18 protein-coding genes and 1 tRNA gene are annotated in these 16,616 nt (G+C 66.7%); 14 read left to right on the top strand and 5 right to left on the bottom strand.

Features of this window, described 5'->3' with window-relative positions; translation table 11 throughout:
* Positions 1 to 21: 21 nt before the first annotated feature.
* Positions 22 to 453, bottom strand: a complete 432-nt coding sequence (locus tag AC5RVD_RS00165) for a Fur family transcriptional regulator (protein ID WP_494125579.1) — start codon at positions 451 to 453, stop codon at positions 22 to 24.
* A gap of 214 nt (positions 454 to 667) precedes the next feature.
* On the opposite strand from AC5RVD_RS00165, the gene AC5RVD_RS00160 reads away from it, so the two are divergent.
* From AC5RVD_RS00160 to AC5RVD_RS00140, 5 genes are all read left to right on the top strand, one after another.
* Positions 668 to 1,948 carry an MFS transporter gene (locus AC5RVD_RS00160; protein ID WP_494125578.1) on the top strand — a complete coding sequence of 427 codons (1,281 nt, stop codon included), beginning with the start codon at positions 668 to 670 and terminating at the stop codon, positions 1,946 to 1,948.
* 150 nt (positions 1,949 to 2,098) lie between these two features.
* The gene (gene htpX / locus AC5RVD_RS00155; RefSeq protein WP_494112504.1) at positions 2,099 to 2,968 is read left to right on the top strand and encodes a zinc metalloprotease HtpX; all 870 of its coding nucleotides are present in this window, start codon (positions 2,099 to 2,101) and stop codon (positions 2,966 to 2,968) included.
* Positions 2,969 to 2,975: 7 nt separating this feature from the next.
* Positions 2,976 to 3,662, top strand: coding sequence for a histidine phosphatase family protein (locus AC5RVD_RS00150; RefSeq protein ID WP_494112474.1), 687 nt, complete (start codon positions 2,976 to 2,978; stop codon positions 3,660 to 3,662).
* A 101-nt stretch (positions 3,663 to 3,763) separates the two neighbouring features.
* The gene (locus AC5RVD_RS00145; protein WP_494125577.1) at positions 3,764 to 4,933 is read left to right on the top strand and encodes an NAD(P)/FAD-dependent oxidoreductase; all 1,170 of its coding nucleotides are present in this window, start codon (positions 3,764 to 3,766) and stop codon (positions 4,931 to 4,933) included.
* Positions 4,934 to 5,171: 238 nt separating this feature from the next.
* Positions 5,172 to 6,380, top strand: a complete 1,209-nt coding sequence (locus tag AC5RVD_RS00140) for a hypothetical protein (protein ID WP_494125576.1) — start codon at positions 5,172 to 5,174, stop codon at positions 6,378 to 6,380.
* 89 nt (positions 6,381 to 6,469) lie between these two features.
* On the opposite strand, the gene AC5RVD_RS00135 is transcribed toward AC5RVD_RS00140, so the two are convergent.
* Positions 6,470 to 6,820, bottom strand: coding sequence for a hypothetical protein (locus AC5RVD_RS00135; RefSeq protein WP_494112477.1), 351 nt, complete (start codon positions 6,818 to 6,820; stop codon positions 6,470 to 6,472).
* A gap of 233 nt (positions 6,821 to 7,053) precedes the next feature.
* On the opposite strand from AC5RVD_RS00135, the gene AC5RVD_RS00130 reads away from it, so the two are divergent.
* Complete coding sequence (locus tag AC5RVD_RS00130) at positions 7,054 to 7,701, top strand: hypothetical protein (RefSeq protein ID WP_494112478.1); 648 nt, start codon at positions 7,054 to 7,056, stop codon at positions 7,699 to 7,701.
* A 287-nt stretch (positions 7,702 to 7,988) separates the two neighbouring features.
* Here AC5RVD_RS00130 and AC5RVD_RS00125 read toward each other — a convergent pair whose 3' ends face one another.
* Positions 7,989 to 8,480: a YajQ family cyclic di-GMP-binding protein gene (locus AC5RVD_RS00125; RefSeq protein WP_494000553.1), complete on the bottom strand. Its 492-nt coding sequence runs from the start codon at positions 8,478 to 8,480 to the stop codon at positions 7,989 to 7,991.
* A gap of 198 nt (positions 8,481 to 8,678) precedes the next feature.
* On the opposite strand from AC5RVD_RS00125, the gene AC5RVD_RS00120 reads away from it, so the two are divergent.
* The 3 genes from AC5RVD_RS00120 (at position 8,679) to AC5RVD_RS00110 (ending at position 10,547) form a co-directional block, all read left to right on the top strand.
* On the top strand, positions 8,679 to 9,119 hold the full coding sequence (locus AC5RVD_RS00120) for a hypothetical protein (protein WP_494125575.1): 441 nt from the start codon (positions 8,679 to 8,681) through the stop codon (positions 9,117 to 9,119).
* 95 nt (positions 9,120 to 9,214) lie between these two features.
* Positions 9,215 to 9,296: transfer RNA gene (locus AC5RVD_RS00115), tRNA-Tyr, on the top strand.
* Between the two features lie 177 nt (positions 9,297 to 9,473).
* The gene (locus AC5RVD_RS00110; RefSeq protein WP_494112480.1) at positions 9,474 to 10,547 is read left to right on the top strand and encodes a lipid II:glycine glycyltransferase FemX; all 1,074 of its coding nucleotides are present in this window, start codon (positions 9,474 to 9,476) and stop codon (positions 10,545 to 10,547) included.
* A gap of 51 nt (positions 10,548 to 10,598) precedes the next feature.
* On the opposite strand, the gene AC5RVD_RS00105 is transcribed toward AC5RVD_RS00110, so the two are convergent.
* On the bottom strand, positions 10,599 to 11,006 hold the full coding sequence (locus AC5RVD_RS00105) for a hypothetical protein (protein WP_494125574.1): 408 nt from the start codon (positions 11,004 to 11,006) through the stop codon (positions 10,599 to 10,601).
* A gap of 161 nt (positions 11,007 to 11,167) precedes the next feature.
* Between AC5RVD_RS00105 and AC5RVD_RS00100 the strand changes: the two genes are divergently transcribed.
* Entirely contained in the window at positions 11,168 to 11,557 is a 390-nt protein-coding gene (locus tag AC5RVD_RS00100) for a thioredoxin family protein (RefSeq protein WP_494112482.1), read from the top strand.
* A gap of 82 nt (positions 11,558 to 11,639) precedes the next feature.
* On the opposite strand, the gene AC5RVD_RS00095 is transcribed toward AC5RVD_RS00100, so the two are convergent.
* Positions 11,640 to 12,617, bottom strand: a complete 978-nt coding sequence (locus tag AC5RVD_RS00095) for a DNA-3-methyladenine glycosylase family protein (protein WP_494125573.1) — start codon at positions 12,615 to 12,617, stop codon at positions 11,640 to 11,642.
* Between the two features lie 162 nt (positions 12,618 to 12,779).
* Here AC5RVD_RS00095 and AC5RVD_RS00090 point away from each other — a divergent pair, with 162 nt between their 5' ends.
* The 4 genes from AC5RVD_RS00090 to AC5RVD_RS00075 all read left to right on the top strand — a co-directional run bounded on the left by AC5RVD_RS00090 (position 12,780) and on the right by AC5RVD_RS00075 (position 16,550).
* Positions 12,780 to 14,156, top strand: a complete 1,377-nt coding sequence (locus AC5RVD_RS00090) for a cystathionine beta-synthase (RefSeq protein WP_494125572.1) — start codon at positions 12,780 to 12,782, stop codon at positions 14,154 to 14,156.
* A gap of 11 nt (positions 14,157 to 14,167) precedes the next feature.
* On the top strand, positions 14,168 to 15,328 hold the full coding sequence (locus AC5RVD_RS00085; protein ID WP_494125571.1) for a cystathionine gamma-synthase: 1,161 nt from the start codon (positions 14,168 to 14,170) through the stop codon (positions 15,326 to 15,328).
* A 78-nt stretch (positions 15,329 to 15,406) separates the two neighbouring features.
* On the top strand, positions 15,407 to 15,859 hold the full coding sequence (locus AC5RVD_RS00080; RefSeq protein WP_494112486.1) for a VOC family protein: 453 nt from the start codon (positions 15,407 to 15,409) through the stop codon (positions 15,857 to 15,859).
* A 31-nt stretch (positions 15,860 to 15,890) separates the two neighbouring features.
* Positions 15,891 to 16,550, top strand: coding sequence for an MOSC domain-containing protein (locus tag AC5RVD_RS00075; protein ID WP_494112487.1), 660 nt, complete (start codon positions 15,891 to 15,893; stop codon positions 16,548 to 16,550).
* Positions 16,551 to 16,616 lie beyond the last annotated feature (66 nt).

Genomic DNA, 16,616 nt, shown 5'->3' with positions numbered 1-16,616 from the left:
GCTCCTTGTCGGATCTTCCAATTAAAGGTCTTTCGTGGCAGTGCAGGCGGGGCAGGTGCCCCAGAAGGTGACCTCGGCTTCGTCGATCGCGAAACCGTGGTTGTCGGCCGCCGTCAGGCACGGTGCCTCGCCCACGGTGCAGTCGACGTCGGCAATATTGCCGCACGACCGGCACACCACGTGGTGGTGGTTGTCGCCAACCCGGGCCTCATAGCGCGCCGGGGACCCCGAGGGCTCGATCCGGCGCAGCAGCCGGGCGTCCGTCAGCGCCGCAAGCACGTCGTAGACGGCCTGCTTGGAGACGCCGCCCAGTTCGTCCCGCACCACTCCGGTGATGGTGTCGGCGTCGGCATGCGGGTGCGCGCGGACTGCTTCCAGCACCGCCGCCCGCGGACGGGTTACACGCAGCGACGCCTCGCGCAACAAGTCCTCCGGATCCCTCATCTCGACCATGAAACGATTCTCTCACCTTTTTTGGACTGAGTCCAGAAAATGATCTGGACTCAGTCCAGAGAGCACGACGGTGGTGCTCCCCTCCGGTGGGTACGTTGCCGGCCGCTCGCCGCCCGCCGTCCACTGCCGCCCGCCGGCCGGCCGGGGCGCCACGCCCTGCAGCCCGGGCTCGAACCGCCCGGAAAAGGTGCTGCGGGCAACTAGAATCTCCGCCATGCCCAAGTTGTTCGCCGATACGGCGCCGCTCAAGGAGAGCCCGGATTTCCGCCGGTTGTGGATCGGAACATCGCTCTCCGCGATCGGCGCGCAACTGACGGCAGTGGCGGTCAGCCTGGAGGTCTACCAGCTCACCGGGTCGACCTTGGCCGTGGGCGGCGTCGGCGTCGTCGGGCTGATCCCGCTGGTGCTGGCCGGACTCTACGGCGGTTCCGTGGTGGATGCGTACGACCGCCGCAAGGTGGCGCTCTATTCCGGCCTGGTGTTGTGGGCTTGCACTGCCGTGTTCGCCCTGCAGGCGTGGTTCCGGTTGGAACAGGTGTGGCTGCTGTACCTGGTGATCGCGGTGCATTCGGCCGCGGCCGGGCTCAACCAGCCGGCCCGCAGCGCCATCGTGCCGCGGCTGGTCCGGCGCGAGATGCTGCCGGCCGCCAATGCCCTGACCATGATGACGTTCGGACTGGGCATGACCATCGGTCCGCTGGCCGCCGGGGTGCTGGTGGCGGGGGTCGGCTTCGGCTGGACCTATACCCTGGACGTCCTCACGTTCACGGCGGCCATCTGGGCGGTGGTCAAGCTGCCGCCGATCCCGCCCGAGGGCGACGTCAGGAAGGCCGGCCTGCGGTCGGTGGCCGAAGGGTTCCGGTTCCTGCGCACGCGTCCCAACATCCGCATGACGTTCCTGGTGGACATGGCCGCGATGGTGCTGGCCCAGCCGCGCGCGCTGATGCCCGCCATCGGTGCGGTCATCATCGGCGGCGGCGAGGCGACGGCTGGCATTTTGTTGGCCGCGGTCGCTGCCGGGTCGTTCATTGCGGCGGTGCTGTCGGGGCCGCTGGGAGGGGTCCGCCGGCAGGGCCTGGCGGTGCTGTGGTGCGTGGCGGTGTGGGGGATCGCCGTCGCAGGGTTCGGCGCCGTCGTCGTCATGGCCGGGCGTACAAACGCCGCGGCCGCCGGAGACGTGAGCGGATGGCTCCTGCCCGTGGCCCTCTGCCTCGCCGCTGCCGGTGCGGCCGATACAGTGAGCGGCGTCTTCCGCAACACCATCCTGCAGTCGGCGACGCCGGACGCCATGCGCGGACGGTTGCAGGGCATCTTCATAGTGGTGGTGGCCGGCGGCCCGAGGCTCGGCGATGCCGTCGCCGGCGGTGGCGGCCAATGGCTGGGCGAAGGTTTTGCCGCGCTCGCCGGCGGTGTCGCCTGTGTGTGCGCCGTCGGGCTGCTGCACAGGTTCCAGCCGCGGTTCTCCCGCTACAACGACAGGCACCCCGAGCCCTAGGCGCCTCGGCTGACGGAGGCAGATGGGAGCCCGCGGAACATGGCGCCGGGCTCCGGCGTTGGAATAAGTACCGGTGGATACACTGACATACGGAGCTCCGTGCCTGGATCGGCACGGAGCCGGATCAGCGCGGGAGAGGACTCATACGCGGTGCACAACCACTTCAATGGACTGAAAACGGCCGGCCTGCTCGGCGGACTCTTCGCCCTCCTGCTGGCAATCGGCGCGCTGCTGGCCAGCGGGACCGGCAGCGCCAACTGGATTTGGATCATGGCCCTGATCGGCGTGGGCACAACCGCCTACAGCTACTGGAACAGCGACAAGCTCGCCATCCGCAGCATGCAGGCCTACCCCGTGACCGAAGCCGACCAGCCGGGCATGTACCGGATCGTTCGTGAACTGTCCGCGCGGGCGAACCAGCCGATGCCCCGGCTCTACGTGTCCCCGACGATGGCCCCCAACGCCTTCGCCACCGGCCGCAATCCCAAGAACTCGGCCGTCTGCTGCACCGAGGGCATCCTGCGCCTGCTGGATGAGCGCGAACTGCGCGGTGTGCTGGGCCACGAACTGATGCACGTCTACAACCGCGACATCCTGACCTCCTCCGTCGCCGCCGCGGTGGCGGGCGTGATCACCTCGGTCGCGCAGTTCCTGCTGTTCTTTGGCGGCCGCGACCGCAACGCCAACCCGCTCGCGCTGATCGCCATGTCGCTGCTGGCCCCGCTTGCGGCCATGCTGATCCAGATGGCCGTCAGCCGCACCCGCGAATACGACGCCGACGAGGACGGCGCCTCGCTGACCAACGATCCGCTGGCCCTGGCGTCGGCGCTTCGCAAACTGCAGTACGGCACGCAGCAGGCGCCGCTGCCGCAGGACCAGAGGCTGGTCAACACCAGCCACCTGATGATTGCCAACCCGTTCAAGGGCGGCGGCGCGAAGAAGCTGTTCAGCACCCACCCTCCGATGGACGACCGTGTGGCGCGGCTGGAACGGATGGCCGGACGCCCGCTGGGCTACTGAGGCCGGCATGCGGCTGCTGCTGATCCGGCACGGGCAAACCTACTCCAACGTCCGCGGGCTGCTGGACACGGGTGCCCCCGGGGCTGAGCTGACCGACCTGGGACACGCACAGGCGCGGGCGCTGCCGAAGGCCCTCGACGGCGAGCCGATCGACGCCCTGCTCGCATCCACCCTCGTGCGCACACAGCTCACGGCGTCCCCGCTGGCTGCCGCCCGAAAGCTTGAGACGGACGTGCGCGACGGGCTGCGCGAGATCTCGGCCGGTGAGCTGGAAATGCGCGGCGACCGGGACTCCATTATTGCCTACATGACCACGGTCTTCGCCTGGGCGGCGGGTGACCTGGAGCGCCGGATGCCCGGCGGCCCTGACGGCCACGAAACGTTCGGGCGCTTCGATGCCGTCATCGAAGAAGCCCGAAGCTCCGGCATCGGCACCTTGGCGGTGGTCAGCCACGGCGCCATGATCCGATGCTGGGCCGGAGCGCGGGCGACCAACCTGACGGTCCCGTTCGTGGCCCGAAACCAGTTGAGCAACACCGGGGTGGTCGTGCTCGACGGCGGTCCCGACGGTTGGGAGGCGCTCACCTGGATGGGCCAGGCCGTTGGCGGACCCGAACTGGCCGACCCGCTCACCGACGGCCCCACCGCCGATCCGATCAGCCCTGGGAGCGTCCCCTCCGACTCCCGGGACTGACGAGCAAAAAACCGCGCGGACCCGCAGCGGCCGCCAGCATGTCACACATTTGCCGGCGGCGGTGTCCTATCTTTGCAACCACACAACAGAGGGAGTTCGCGGTGAGCGCACAGCATCGGATCGTCATCATCGGGGCGGGCTACGCCGGAGTCATGGCCGCAAACCGGCTGGCCGGCAGCAAGGAGTTGGCAGGCAGGACCTGCGTGAGCGTCATCAACTCTTCGGCCGACTTCGTGGAGCGGATACGGCTGCATGAGGTCGCGGCGGGCGGCCGGGAATCGGTCTCCGTTCCAATGGAATCGCTGCTGCACCCGGATGCCACCCTGGTGGTCGGCCGGGCCTCCCGGATCGATCCTCGGAAGCGCACCGTCCACTTCGACGACGGCCGGCCCGCGCTCGACTATGACTTCCTGGTCTACGCTCCCGGCAGCACCAGCCAGCCCGTCCCTTCGGGATCCGGCGGCTACACGCTGCAGGACGCCCGGTCCGCCGAGCGGCTCCGGCGCGCACTGAAGCAGCTGGCTCGGGGCGCCGTTGTTAGCGTTATCGGCGGTGGCCTGACCGGCATCGAGGCAGCTGCCGAAATCGCCGCGGCGCTTCCGCGGATGAAGGTGCGGCTGGTCTCGCGCGGGCAGGTCGGGGCGGACCTGTCCGACGGCGGCCGCCGGGCCTTGCGCGCACAGCTGGCGGACATCGGCGTCGAAGTCATGGACAACACCCGCGTGGACCGGTCGGACGGGCAGCGCATCATGCTGTCGGATGGCACAGCCTTGGCTTCGGACTGCACTGTCTGGGCGGCCGGTTTCAGGGCTTCCGGCCTCGCCGAAGCCAGCGGCCTGACCACCGATGCCCACGGCAGGCTGCTCGTCGACTCGACCCTGTCCTGCCCCGGGTTTCCGGAGATTGTCGGTGCCGGAGACGCCGTTCGCGCGCAGGCCGCGGTTGGCTCGCACCTGCGGATGGGGTGTGCGGTGGCCCTGCCGATGGGCGCCCACGCCGCTGAGAACGTGATCGCCCAAATCCGGCAGCGGGCCCCTCAGGAGTTGTCCGTCGGGTTTATGGTGCGTTGCATCAGTCTGGGCCGGCGGTCCGGGCTGGTCCAGCCGGTGCATGCGGACGACACCCCGCGACGGTTTGCCCTGAGCCGCCGGGGAGGCGCGTTCGTCAAGGAACAGGTGTGCCGCATGACGCTGTCGTGGCTCCGGGGCGAACTGCGACGCAGCGGTTCGTACACCTGGCCCCGCGGCCCGCGCAGGGCCGCGGCACAATAACGGCGGCACCCTCCGAACGGGGTTCCGAACGGAGGCGCGCGGTACTCGGTATTCCGCCGCTTTACCGGTGTGTGCGGGGGCAATTACCTGTTGTACGCAGGCGATTACCGGTTTGTGTCCAGCGCACTACTCGAACTCCTCGGATCCGCCTCGATTTCGTTGCCCGCGGTTTAGTCGGCCTGTTAGTGTCACCGGATCCGCGCCGGCGCGGGGTCCGTTTGGGGGAAGAGAGTTCATCATGCGTTTTTCGTCATTGGTGGCCGCGACGGCGTTGGGGCTCGTCGTCGCATTGGCGCCAGCAGGTCCGGCGCTCGCCGGTCCCGCCGAACGGCAGGCCAACTGTACAGCGCTGGGCGGAACGCTCAGCGGCAACGGCAATAATCAGATCTGCACTGTGACAACTGTCGTCGTCGGCCCTGATGTTCCATCTGGAACCCCGACCACTACCTTCAGCGCGGACCGCCCCGTGGGCGATCCGGTCACCGTGGACACGTCGCTTCCAGCCCGCCAGCCGGATCCCACGGTGACAACCGAGGAACGCAACGTCGGCGATGTGACTGTCGTCAGGACCGAGCGCGCCGGCACCCCTGTGGTGACCGAGGAAGAGCGCAATGCCGGCGAGGCGACCAGCGAGGATGTCGTTGTTCCCGGCACGCCGACGGCGACAACCCGGACGGAGCGGGGCACGCCGACGAGCACCGAGACGCCCACGACTACCAACTGCCGCAGGGTAAACAACGAGCGGGCAGCAAAGCCCGTTGAGAGATGCGAGCGGGCCGTCCTGACCACGACGACGACGCCCACAACCATCGTCACCACGACGACCACCCCGCAGGAACGGGTCACCACGACGACCCAGCCGAGGGAGACGCTGATCACCACGACAACGCCGTTCACCGAGGTCTTCACCAGCACCCAGCAGCGTGAAATGTGCACCACCACGACCTACCAGACGGTGATCGCCACCGCGACGACGCAGCAGACGGAGCGCACGGCGACGACTACGCAGCCGACAACGCGGACGACCACCATGACGACCACCACGTTCAACTTCCCACGCGGCACCGACGTCCCCACCCCTATGGGCGCACCGGTGGTGACGCAGTCAACTGCTCCGGGGACTCCAGTGGTGACCGAAACAGTGGTTCCAGGCACTCCGATCGTGACCACAGGGACCCGGCCCGGCGATGAGGAATCGGACACCGAGTGCGCGCCGATCGCCCCGGTGGTGACGGTCACCGAAGGGGAAACGCGGCAGGAAGTCACGACGGCGACCGTGCCCGCAGAGCCGATTGTCACGGTGACCCGTGAGGACATCGAGCCGCTGGTCGTCGAGACCGAAGCCCCGGGAGCGCCGATCGTGACGACCGACGTCCGCAGCACCGGGCAGACCTGCTACAACAATCCCTCTAACGCAGAGCAGCGGGCCAACCGCTGCTCGGCATAAACCCCTAAGCGGGTCTGACGGCTGCCGCCTTCCACCAGGAGGGCGGCAGCCTTCGCGCGGTGCCGAAGCCGGACGGCTACTTGAGGCGGCTAGAGTCCGTGCACCAGGAGGTTCTGGTGCGGTTGTAGCCAGCCTTTGGCCAGTGCTGTTTTCGCGTCATATCCATCGGCGATCAGCTTGGCCTTGATTCCGGATGCTTCGAGTGTAAGTACGCCCGTATTCTCGAGTCGGCCGCACCCAGCGGCGTAAACATCGAATGACGGGTTGTCCATGATTAAGCACATTTCGCGGGGGTCGGGGGTGTCCATCAAGGCGGTGTAGAACGCGTAGCCGTCCTTTTCCGTCAAGAAACGTACGCTGTCCGAAACTACGCCCAGTTCTTCTAAGCGCTCCGCCGGAATTTCGTCCTCGGTACTAGACGGGGCAGACAGTGCTGACACCCGGGGAGCCTGGTGGTTGGTGCAGCCTGCCAGCGTCAGCAGTACCGCGGCTGCAGCGCCCAGTTTGGTTAGCGTGTGCATTGTCTCCCCGTCTCTGCTGGAACAACGTTTGTCTCACGCTAGCGGGGAAACGATAAGCATAGGAGGAAATGAACGTTGCGAAGCAGTAACTAAAGCTAACAACACAAACCGGATTTCACCGGTGTTGGGAGCCTCATACCGAGGAATGGAAATTGGGCGGAATCGAGAAACTTATGGCTGAGTCCAACGAACGTTGGGCTCAAGCAGCCAAGAGAGCTCAGGGGTTGGCGGACAACGGACTGGGCGCCGCCGTGAAGGTCTACTACACGCGGTTCTGGCTAATGGGTGTGATCGTCCTGGTCGCGGTTGGTTCCGTGGCGGCGGCTCTGGCATTTGGGGCTTCTTATGGCGACTGGCCCTCGTACCTAACGTTCGGCTGCATGCTTGCGGGGCTAGGCACCATGATCGGAGGTCTGATCTTCAACTCGAAGAAGGTCGTACCGGCAGCCGAATATGGAAACGTCGACGTGACCCTTTCGCTGACGAGCGAGGAACGAAAGCAAGTCCGCCGGCAGGTAGCAGGAAAGGCGGCAGTCGTTCCGGAGCATCTCACGGTAACGCGCGGCGCGGCTGTGCAGATGCGAAAGGCTCTTGCAACGCAGTTGTTGATAATGCCGTTCTACCCTTTGGTTTTCATTGCTCAAGCTATCAACGGTGCCGGACGGAATGATCCATTCGGCTGGGTCTTTGCAGGCATGATATTCCTCATGCTGATCGGGAGCCTATTTCTGATAAGAGATTTCCGCCGCTCGGGTCAATTCCTCGCACGCACGGCTGATCAGCCTTGGGGCGCGCGATAGCGGGAACCTTTCACGGCTCTTGCCTAACCAATTCGAGGACGTGGGCATAGTTTGGTTCGAGCGGTGGACTCCGGAAAGGTCTCCAGCATCCGCGCATCAGGAAGCCTGAAGCTGCCACTGGCCGTTCCGTCAACAGAGGAAGTCGCTGCGGTGCGGGTGGCGGCAGGGCCGATGACAAGACAAGGACCGCAGCCGTTGGTCTTATGGCTGCGGTCCTTGGCACTCCTGCGGACTCTCTGCGGACTAACGCCTAGTAATCACGCTCTGACTGAGCGTTTTGTCCTGGGCTACCGGTAGTTGATGAACTGCAGGTCGACGTCCAGGTCGGAGCCCTTAAGCAGCGAAATGACTTCCTGCAGGTCGTCCCGGGACTTCGAGGTGACGCGGAGTTCGTCACCCTGGATCTGGGCCTTCACTCCCTTGGGGCCCTCATCGCGGATGATTTTCGAGATCTTCTTGGCCTGGTCCTGGGCGATGCCCTCCTTGACGCCGGCCTCGATCCGGTACTCCTTGCCCGAAGCGAACGGCTCGCCGGCGTCCAGCGACTTCAGCGAAATGCCGCGCTTGACCAGTTTCGACTGAAGCACGTCCAGAACGGCCTTGACCCGTTCCTCGGAGTTGGCCTTCATCAGGATTTTCTCGCCGCTGAAATCAACCTCGGCGCCGACTCCCTTGAAGTCATAGCGCTGTGCGATTTCCTTCTGCGCCTGGTTCAACGCGTTGGCGACTTCCTGCTTGTCCACCTTGCTGACGATGTCGAACGAAGAATCGCTGGCCATGGTTCCTCCTGGGTCGGGGCGTATGTGTCTTGGCACCAGCCTACTGAATCGCACCTGAACGCGCGGCTTTCCCAGCTGGGACGCAGGTTCCATCCATCGTTCCTTCATCCCGATCCGCGAGAATCACAAAGCCGTATCAATCACGAATCTTCAGGAGAAGCACGCATCGGAGCACGTCCGCGGTACATAGTCACGTCGATGAGGGTTGCCGCGGGTTCGTTCCTGACCGTAACGGCCGTCGCCACCGTGGTTGTGATGGGCTCCGCGCCGGCCTCGGCGGGCACTGCCTCCCTGGCGTCCGTTCAGGCGCCCGCGGCGGCGGCCGGCGCCGCTTCTTTGATCCGTCGGGACACCCAAGAGCTGGAGCGTGAACTTCGGCAAGACGTCACGAGCGGAACCCTCTTCGATGGCGCCGCCGACTATGGCCCCGCCGGCTATGGCCCCACGGGCGGTGGCGGGTCGGCAGGCTTGGGCGGCCCCTCCGGCGCCGTGCGCGACGCGTCCGGTTCCGGGTCCGCCGCCCGGTTGGACGGCATCCGCCGTGAGATGGATCAGGCGGTACGGCTGCAACTGGTCACCGCGGAGCAGGCAGAGCGGTTCGTCGGGCAGATGCAGGAGCGTATTTCCCGCGGTTTGTAGACCCCGCGAGGCCCGATTCGATTCTTGGGCCGATCTTTGTGTAAAGTTGTCTTGCTTCCTCACGGGGAAGCGGTCTTCTTCTGAAGAAGGCGTTCGGCAGATTACCCGAGCGGCCAAAGGGGGCTGACTGTAAATCAGCTGGCATTGCCTACGGGGGTTCGAATCCCTCATCTGCCACCGAACGGGAAACCCCGTCTGACCAGGTGAATTACTGGTGGGACGGGGTTTTTCCATACCTGCCGGCCATGCCGGCCGCCGCTGGTCCACTCCCCGGCACAGGGTCGGGGACCGGCGTCGATAGACTTGACCGCGGATGTGACCGGCGGCGACCAGCTGCCACGACGAGGAGTTCTCTTGCGACAATTCACCGCCCGCTTCGCGACGCCGGAGGAAGTCGAGGCATGGGACAGCCATGTCACGGCCAATCCCAACGGCGGCAACATGCTGCAGGCCAAGGCCTACGCCCTGGTCAAGGCGGACCACGGGTGGAAGCCGCTGTACCTCGCGTATGAGACCGAGGACTACACCAGCTACAACCTGGTGTTGGAAAAGCAGGTCCCGCTGCTGGGCAAATACTGGTACATGATCAAGGGCCCGGACGTTGCCTCGCCCGAGGACCTGCCCGGCATCTTCGAGGCCAACCGTAACTTCTGCCGGGAGCATGCACGCGGGGTCTTCGCGATCCGGATCGAGCCGGATGTCGAGGCCACCGACGGAACCCGCGCGCTGCTGGCGGGCGAAGGCCTGGTCAAAATGCCCGACCTGCAGCCGAACGACCACACCGCCATCGTCGACATCTCCCCGGAGCCGGACGTCGTCCTCAAGAGCTTCTCGTCGCGCGGGCGCAACGCCGTACGCCGCGCCATCCGCGAGGGCGCCGAAGTGGTGACGGCCGAACCGACGGAAGAGAACTTCAGGGCGATGTTCAACCTGATGGGTCAGGTGCAGCAGGGCCAGAAGAACGTACAGGTCCGCTCCTTTGAGTACTTCAAGGCGTTCTGGGGCAACTTCATTGCCGCGGGGCAGGGCCGGCTGCTGTTCACGTACGAAGACGGCAAGCCGTCGGTGGGCGCGTTCGTGGTCAACTACGGACGCAAGGGCACCTACAAGGACGGCGGATCGCTGCCGCGCCGCAAGCAGTACGGGGACTCCCACCTGATCCAGTGGACGGCCATGAACCAGCTCAAGGAGCTGGGCATCACTACTTACGACCTGTGTGGAACACCTCCGTCGTCCGAACTTAAAAACACCGAACACGAGTACTACGGGCTGGGCCTGTTCAAGACCAGCTTCACCAAGACCATCACCGATTTCGTCGGCTGCTATGACCAGGTGATCTCCCCGTTGAAGTACAAAGTGTGGTCCGCGGCCGGGGAGAAGATTGCCCGCGGCCTCTACGTGCGCCGCCGCCACCAGCCCTTCTACTGAGCGGCGCCGTCGCCCTCAGCGGACGCCGGGTGCCGGCCCCTCCGGCCGTGCTCAGGCCGCTTCGGCCAGCGGCAGCGGGTGGATGTCCCAGAGGAAGCAGTACGTTTTCCGGCCGGAATTGTGCATGACGTTGTAGTACAGCCACTGCCAGGCAGTTGCGTCGTTATGGTCCGCCGGAGCGGGCGGACAGTCGGCGGGCGTGTACCACTTTTCGTCGCTCCAGATGCAGTGCAGGTCGCCCACATAGGTGGCCGCCGGGCCGGCGCCGGGCCTGCCGTGCGGCAGTCCGATCCTGTCCTTCAGCGAGGCGCCCTCGCCCACGGCGTACAGCTCGTTCCGGGACGGGTCATGGGCAAACGGCAGATGCTCCTGAAGCTCGTCCATCACGGCGATGCTTTTGGAAATGGCGGCGTCGAGTTCCAGTCCGTCGGTGACAATCAGGACGGTGCAGCGGTTCATGGCTTTCCTCCGGTCGCGGTCTCTGGTGGGATCGACCTTAGGGATCCGGCCACCGCAGCCGGTAGCCCCGGCAGCGGATTGTGGATAACGGCCGGGCGGCAGGCCATGCGCTGAGCGAACAGGGGGCGACAGGCCGCAACCCGGCGCGTTAGCGTGGAGGTATGGCAACCATCGATATCACCGAGGCCCAGTTTCCGCAGACCATCGAAGAGAACGACATCGTGTTCGTTGACTTCTGGGCCGACTGGTGCGGCCCGTGCAAGCAGTTTGCCCCCGTCTACGATGCCGCGTCCGAGCAACACGGCGACATCGTCTTCGCCAAGGTGGACACCGAAGCCGAACAGGGCCTGGCCGCCGCGGCCGGCATCACCTCGATTCCGACCCTCATGGCCTTCCGCGAAAAGGTGCTGGTGTTTTCCCAGCCCGGCGCCCTGAATTCCAGCCAGTTCGGGCAGCTGGTGGACGCAGTCAAGGGCCTGGACATGCAGGAAGTCCACGCCCAGGTGGCTGCCCAGCAGCAGGCGGCGCAGGACGGCCAGGCTTCCGAGTAACCGCACGGGGGTCAGGACTCCAGGGGAGCGGGGCGCATGCCCTGCTCCCTCGGCCTTTAAGGCAAGCCGTGGTTTCGCGGCGTTAGTGCCGACGGTGGTCCTGCGGCGCCAGCCGCGGTCCGAACGCGGGCTTGCGGAAACCGCTCAGCACCAGCATCCGCACCACCCGCTGGCGGTGGCCCCTCCACGGTTCCAGGAGTTCGAGCATGCCGGCGTCGTCCGTCTTGCGGCCGGTGAGGGCGTAGCCGACGAACGCAGCCAAATGGAAGTCGCCCACCGACACCGAGTCCGGGTCCCCGTGCGTGCGCTGCGCGGTCTCGGCGGCGGTCCACGGTCCGATCCCCGGCACGGTGCACAGCTTGCCGGCCAGCTCTTCGCCCGCCGGCAACGACGCCAGCCGTTCCAGGGCGCCGGCCGAGGAACAAGCCCGCATGATGGTGGCCGAACGCTTCGAGTCCACCCCCGCGCGGTGCCAGTCCCAGGACGGGATGCGCCGCCACCCCTGTGCCGTCGGCGGGACCATGAGCCCGCTCGGTGCGGGCCCCGGTGCCGGAGTCCCGTGCCGGCGGACGAGGTATTTGTAGGAGTAGCGCGCCTCGATCGTGGTGATCTTCTGCTCCAGGATCACCGGCACCAGCGCATCAATCATCCGTCCGGTCGCCGGCAGTCGCAGCCCTGGATGACGCCGGCGCGGCTCACGCACCAGGCGGGGCAGGCCCGCGTGGAAATCCGGAGTGTCGAACCCTGACCAGTCATCGTCCGCCCCCAGCAGCGCGGGGAGCCCGGCCAGTGCTTCCTCGGCACCCGGCCCCCATGCCCGTCCCATGACGACGGCGGTGCCCCGGCTGCCGTCGTGCCCTCCCGGACCGCGGGTGAGGCGCAGGGTCGCCGCGCCTGAGGAGGTGTTCAGCGTCAGCCAGGCACCGGCGTCGTCAATCCGGGCGGTGGGATCCTGCGTGCCGCGGGACAGGATGGACAGCGTTCCGCGCAGGTCATACGGCTCCGGAAACTCCACCAGTGCAGTGAGCCCGGTGGCGGGCGCGGTGGCGGTGGACAGCATGAATTAATCGTCCCACGCGCTCCGGACAGTTCCTTCACCCGCGCCCGGTTCAGGCAAGGCGTGGCCGCGGGGGCGGGCCGCGGCAGCCGCACGCGGGGCCCGGCATGAACCCGTCTTACGCCGGATGTGCCCCCGGATACGCTGGCGGGTAGATTTGGGCCCATGAAATATGCCAATTCTGTTCTGGACCTGATCGGCAACACCCCGTTGGTCAAGCTGAACAAAGTGACCGAAGGTCTTGCCGCCACCGTCCTGGCGAAGGTGGAGTATTTCAACCCGGGCGGATCGATCAAGGACCGCATCGCGGTGAAGATGATCGAAGAAGCCGAAAAGGACGGGCGGCTGAAGCCCGGCGGCACGGTCATCGAACCCACCAGCGGCAACACCGGGGTGGGCCTGGCCCTGGTGGCGCAGCAGAAGGGCTACAAGTCCATCTTCGTGACCCCGGACAAGGTGGGCCTGGAAAAGCGCGACGTGCTCAAGGCCTACGGCGCCGACGTCGTCGTCACCCCGACCTCCGTGGCGCCGGACAGCCCGGAGTCCTACTACGGCGTCTCGGACCGGCTGGTGACCGAGGTGGACGGCGGCTTCAAGCCGGACCAGTTCAACAACCCGGCGGCGCCGGCCAGCCATTACGAGTCGACCGGCCCGGAGATCTGGCGCGACACGGACGGCCGGGTCACCCATGTGGTGATCGGCGCCGGCACCGGCGGAACCATCACGGGAACTGGCCGCTACCTGAAGGAGATCTCCGCCGACCGCGCCGCCGGTCCCGTGAGAATCATCGGTGCCGACCCGGAGGGCTCGGTTTACTCCGGTGGCAGCGGACGGCCCTACTTCGTCGAGGGCGTCGGCGAAGACATGTGGCCGGACAACTACGACAAGTCGGTTCCGGACGAGGTGCTGGCCGTCAACGACGCCGAAGCATTCGCGATGACCCGGCGGCTGGCGCAGGAAGAGGGACTGCTGGTCGGCGGTTCCTCCGGCATGGCCGTGGTGGCCGCGCTCAAGGTGGCCGAAGGGCTGGGGCCGGACGACATCGTGGTCGTGATCCTGCCCGACTCCGGCCGCGGCTACCTGGGCAAGATCTTCAACGACGACTGGATGAAGTCCTACGGCTTTATCGCCGACGGCGACGAAGCGACCGTGGGCGAGGTGCTGCGGGGCAAGAGCGGCGTGCTGCCGGACCTGGTCCACACCCATCCCTACGAGACGGTGCGCGACGTCATCGGGATCATGAACGAGTTCGGCGTCTCGACCCTGCCGGTGCTCTCGCAGGAGCCGCCGGTGGTCATGGGCGAGGTGGTCGGAGCCGTGAACGAACGCGAACTGACGGCCAAGCTGTTCAAGAACGAGGCGAAGCTGACAGACAAGGTCGGCGACCACCTGGGTGCGGCGATGCCGCTGGTCGGTGCGCTGGAGCCGGTATCTGCCGCCCGCGAGAAGCTGCAGGCGGTCGACGGCGTGCTGGTGACGCTGGCCGGTGCCCCGGTGGGTGTGCTGACCCGCCACGACCTGCTGTCCTACCTGACGAGCTGAAGGAGAGAAGAATGAGCGCAGAGAACAACCAGGGGTTCAACACCCGCGCCGTGCACGCCGGCCAGGTGCCGGACCAGGCCACCGGCGCGGTGGTGCCCGCGATCTACCAGTCTTCGACCTACGCGCAGGATGGCATCGGCGGGCTGCGGAACGGCTACGAGTACGGCCGCGGCACCAACCCGACCCGGGACTCGCTGCAGGTGCAGTTGGCGGCGGTGGAGGGCGGCAAGCACGCCTTCTCCTTCGCCTCCGGGCTGGCCGCCGAAGATGCGCTGATCCGTGCCCTGCTCTCCCCGGGCGACCACATCGTGCTGGGCAACGACGCGTACGGCGGGACCTACCGGCTGATCAACCGCGTGCTCGGTGCCTGGGGGATCGGCCACACCGTGGTGGACATGTCAGACGAGTCGGCCGTGGCCGCCGCGGTCAGCGAGCACAAGGCCCGGTTCCTTTGGGTCGAAACCCCCTCCAACCCGATGATGAAGGTCACCGACATTGCCGCGCTCGCCGAGCTGGCCCACGCCGCCGGCGCGCTGCTGGTGGTGGACAACACCTTCGCCTCTCCGTACCTGCAGAACCCGCTGGCCTTCGGCGCCGACGTCGTGGTGCATTCGACCACTAAGTACATCGGCGGACATTCGGACGTGATCGGCGGCGCCGTGGTGCTCAACGACGATGCGCTCGCCGAGAAGGTCGGTTTCGTGCAGTTCGCGGTGGGTGCGGTCTCCGCCCCGCTGGACGCTTTCCTGACCACCCGCGGTTTGAAGACGCTGGGCGTGCGGATGGACCGGCACTCGGCGAACGCCCAGGCCGTGGCCGAATGGCTGCAGGGCCGGCCCGAAGTCGAGGCCGTCTACTATCCGGGCCTGCCCGAGCACCCCGGCCACGAGCTGGCCAAAAAACAGATGCGCGGCTTCGGCGGCATGGTCTCCGTTTCCTTTACGGGCGGCGAGGCGGCGGCCCGGAAGGTGGCCGAGTCAACCGAGGTGTTCACGCTGGCGGAATCGCTGGGCGGCATCGAGTCGCTGGTCAACTACCCGTCGGAGATGACCCATGCCTCGGTGAAAGGCACCGAATTGGCGGTGCCGGAGAACCTGATCCGGCTGTCGGTGGGCATCGAGGACATCGACGACTTGATCGCGGACCTGGAAAAGGCGTTCGGCCAGCTCTAGGCACGCAAGAGGCGGCGGTACCGGCAGGCCGGGCCGCCGCCTCTGGCGTGTCCGGGGCCGGAAGAGAATACTGTGTCCATGGATGCGAACAAGCAGTACCCTCCGGCCAGCGTTGTGGCCGGTCTGCAGTCGCGCAGGGCCCACGAACTGATCGAGTTCCTGACCGGAACCATGGGATTCACGGAGCACGCACGGTTCGAGGAACACGGCCTGGTAGTGCACGCGGAGCTGCTCTGGCCCGAAGGCGGCATGGTGATGGTTTCCAGCCACGCGGAGGGGACCCTGTGGGCCCGGGAACCCGGCTCGGCCCAGCTTAACGTCTACACCCGCGACCCGGACGGCGCGTACGCGCGCATGAAGGCAGCCGGGGCGTCGATCATCCGGGACCTGCAGGACACCGACTACGGCGACCGCGGCTTCGGCATCAACGACCCGGACGGAAATCTCTGGGCCATCGGAAAATACCGCGGCCAACCGCTGCCGGCCGACGGGGCCAAGGAACAGGACATCAGCTACGAGGGCCACGCCTGAGCAAGCATCCGGACAAACATATGATTGCCCCATGAATTCCGGATCCCTGCTGGCCGTCTGCCGGCTGCACGCCTTGAAACCCGATGCCAGCAAGGTGGGCATCACCGGGATCGATAAGCGCCCGGTGGACGAACGAGTGCCGGTCCACCCGATGGGGCTGCGCGCCGATGTCCAGGCGGACCGCAAAAACCACGGCGGAGAGCTCAAGGCACTTTACGCCTACGCCCAGGAGGATGCCGACGCGTGGTCGGCCGAGCTCGGACGCGACGTCCCGCCGGGGCTGTTCGGCGAAAACCTGCGGACCACGGGCCTGGAAGTCAGCGGCGCGCTGGTGGGGGAGCGGTGGGAGGTCGGCCCCGACGTCGTCGTCGAAGTGACGATGCCGCGGATACCCTGCGCCACCTTCGCCCGCCACATGGGTGAGCCCCAGTGGGTCAAGCGCTTCCTGCACAAGGGGCTGCCCGGCGCCTATCTCAAGGTCGTCACCCCCGGCTCCCTCGCCGCCGGTGACAGCATCCACGTCCTCTTCCGCCCCGCGCACGGCGTCAGCGTGGCGGAATCATCGCTGGGGCTAAGCCCTGAGCAAGCGCAGGCGCTGCGGGCTTCCGAGGCCACGGGCGAGATTGCGCTGCACGGCAACGTCGGCAAAGCGGTCCGGAGGGTCCTCGACCGCGGTCGCGTCCACGCCTGAGCACACCGGCCGCACCCCTCGTCCGGGGTTGTTCGCCCGACCATCGCGCCGTAGGCTTTATGCAAC

The organism is Arthrobacter sp. THG-b23 (assembly GCF_059091265.1).
The sequence above is the reverse complement of the archived record's forward strand: the minus strand, read 5'-3'. Positions and strand labels throughout refer to the sequence as shown.

Coding starts and splice junctions, on each gene's coding strand:
- AC5RVD_RS00085 (WP_494125571.1), top strand. CDS start 14,168: ATGAGCGCAGAGAACAACCAGGGGTTCAACACCCGCGCCGTGCACGCC.
- AC5RVD_RS00075 (WP_494112487.1), top strand. CDS start 15,891: ATGAATTCCGGATCCCTGCTGGCCGTCTGCCGGCTGCACGCCTTGAAA.
- AC5RVD_RS00095 (WP_494125573.1), bottom strand. CDS start 12,617: ATGCTGTCCACCGCCACCGCGCCCGCCACCGGGCTCACTGCACTGGTG.
- AC5RVD_RS00120 (WP_494125575.1), top strand. CDS start 8,679: ATGAGGGTTGCCGCGGGTTCGTTCCTGACCGTAACGGCCGTCGCCACC.
- AC5RVD_RS00125 (WP_494000553.1), bottom strand. CDS start 8,480: ATGGCCAGCGATTCTTCGTTCGACATCGTCAGCAAGGTGGACAAGCAG.
- AC5RVD_RS00160 (WP_494125578.1), top strand. CDS start 668: ATGCCCAAGTTGTTCGCCGATACGGCGCCGCTCAAGGAGAGCCCGGAT.
- AC5RVD_RS00105 (WP_494125574.1), bottom strand. CDS start 11,006: ATGAACCGCTGCACCGTCCTGATTGTCACCGACGGACTGGAACTCGAC.
- AC5RVD_RS00140 (WP_494125576.1), top strand. CDS start 5,172: ATGCGTTTTTCGTCATTGGTGGCCGCGACGGCGTTGGGGCTCGTCGTC.
- AC5RVD_RS00150 (WP_494112474.1), top strand. CDS start 2,976: ATGCGGCTGCTGCTGATCCGGCACGGGCAAACCTACTCCAACGTCCGC.
- AC5RVD_RS00090 (WP_494125572.1), top strand. CDS start 12,780: ATGAAATATGCCAATTCTGTTCTGGACCTGATCGGCAACACCCCGTTG.
- AC5RVD_RS00100 (WP_494112482.1), top strand. CDS start 11,168: ATGGCAACCATCGATATCACCGAGGCCCAGTTTCCGCAGACCATCGAA.
- AC5RVD_RS00165 (WP_494125579.1), bottom strand. CDS start 453: ATGGTCGAGATGAGGGATCCGGAGGACTTGTTGCGCGAGGCGTCGCTG.
- AC5RVD_RS00080 (WP_494112486.1), top strand. CDS start 15,407: ATGGATGCGAACAAGCAGTACCCTCCGGCCAGCGTTGTGGCCGGTCTG.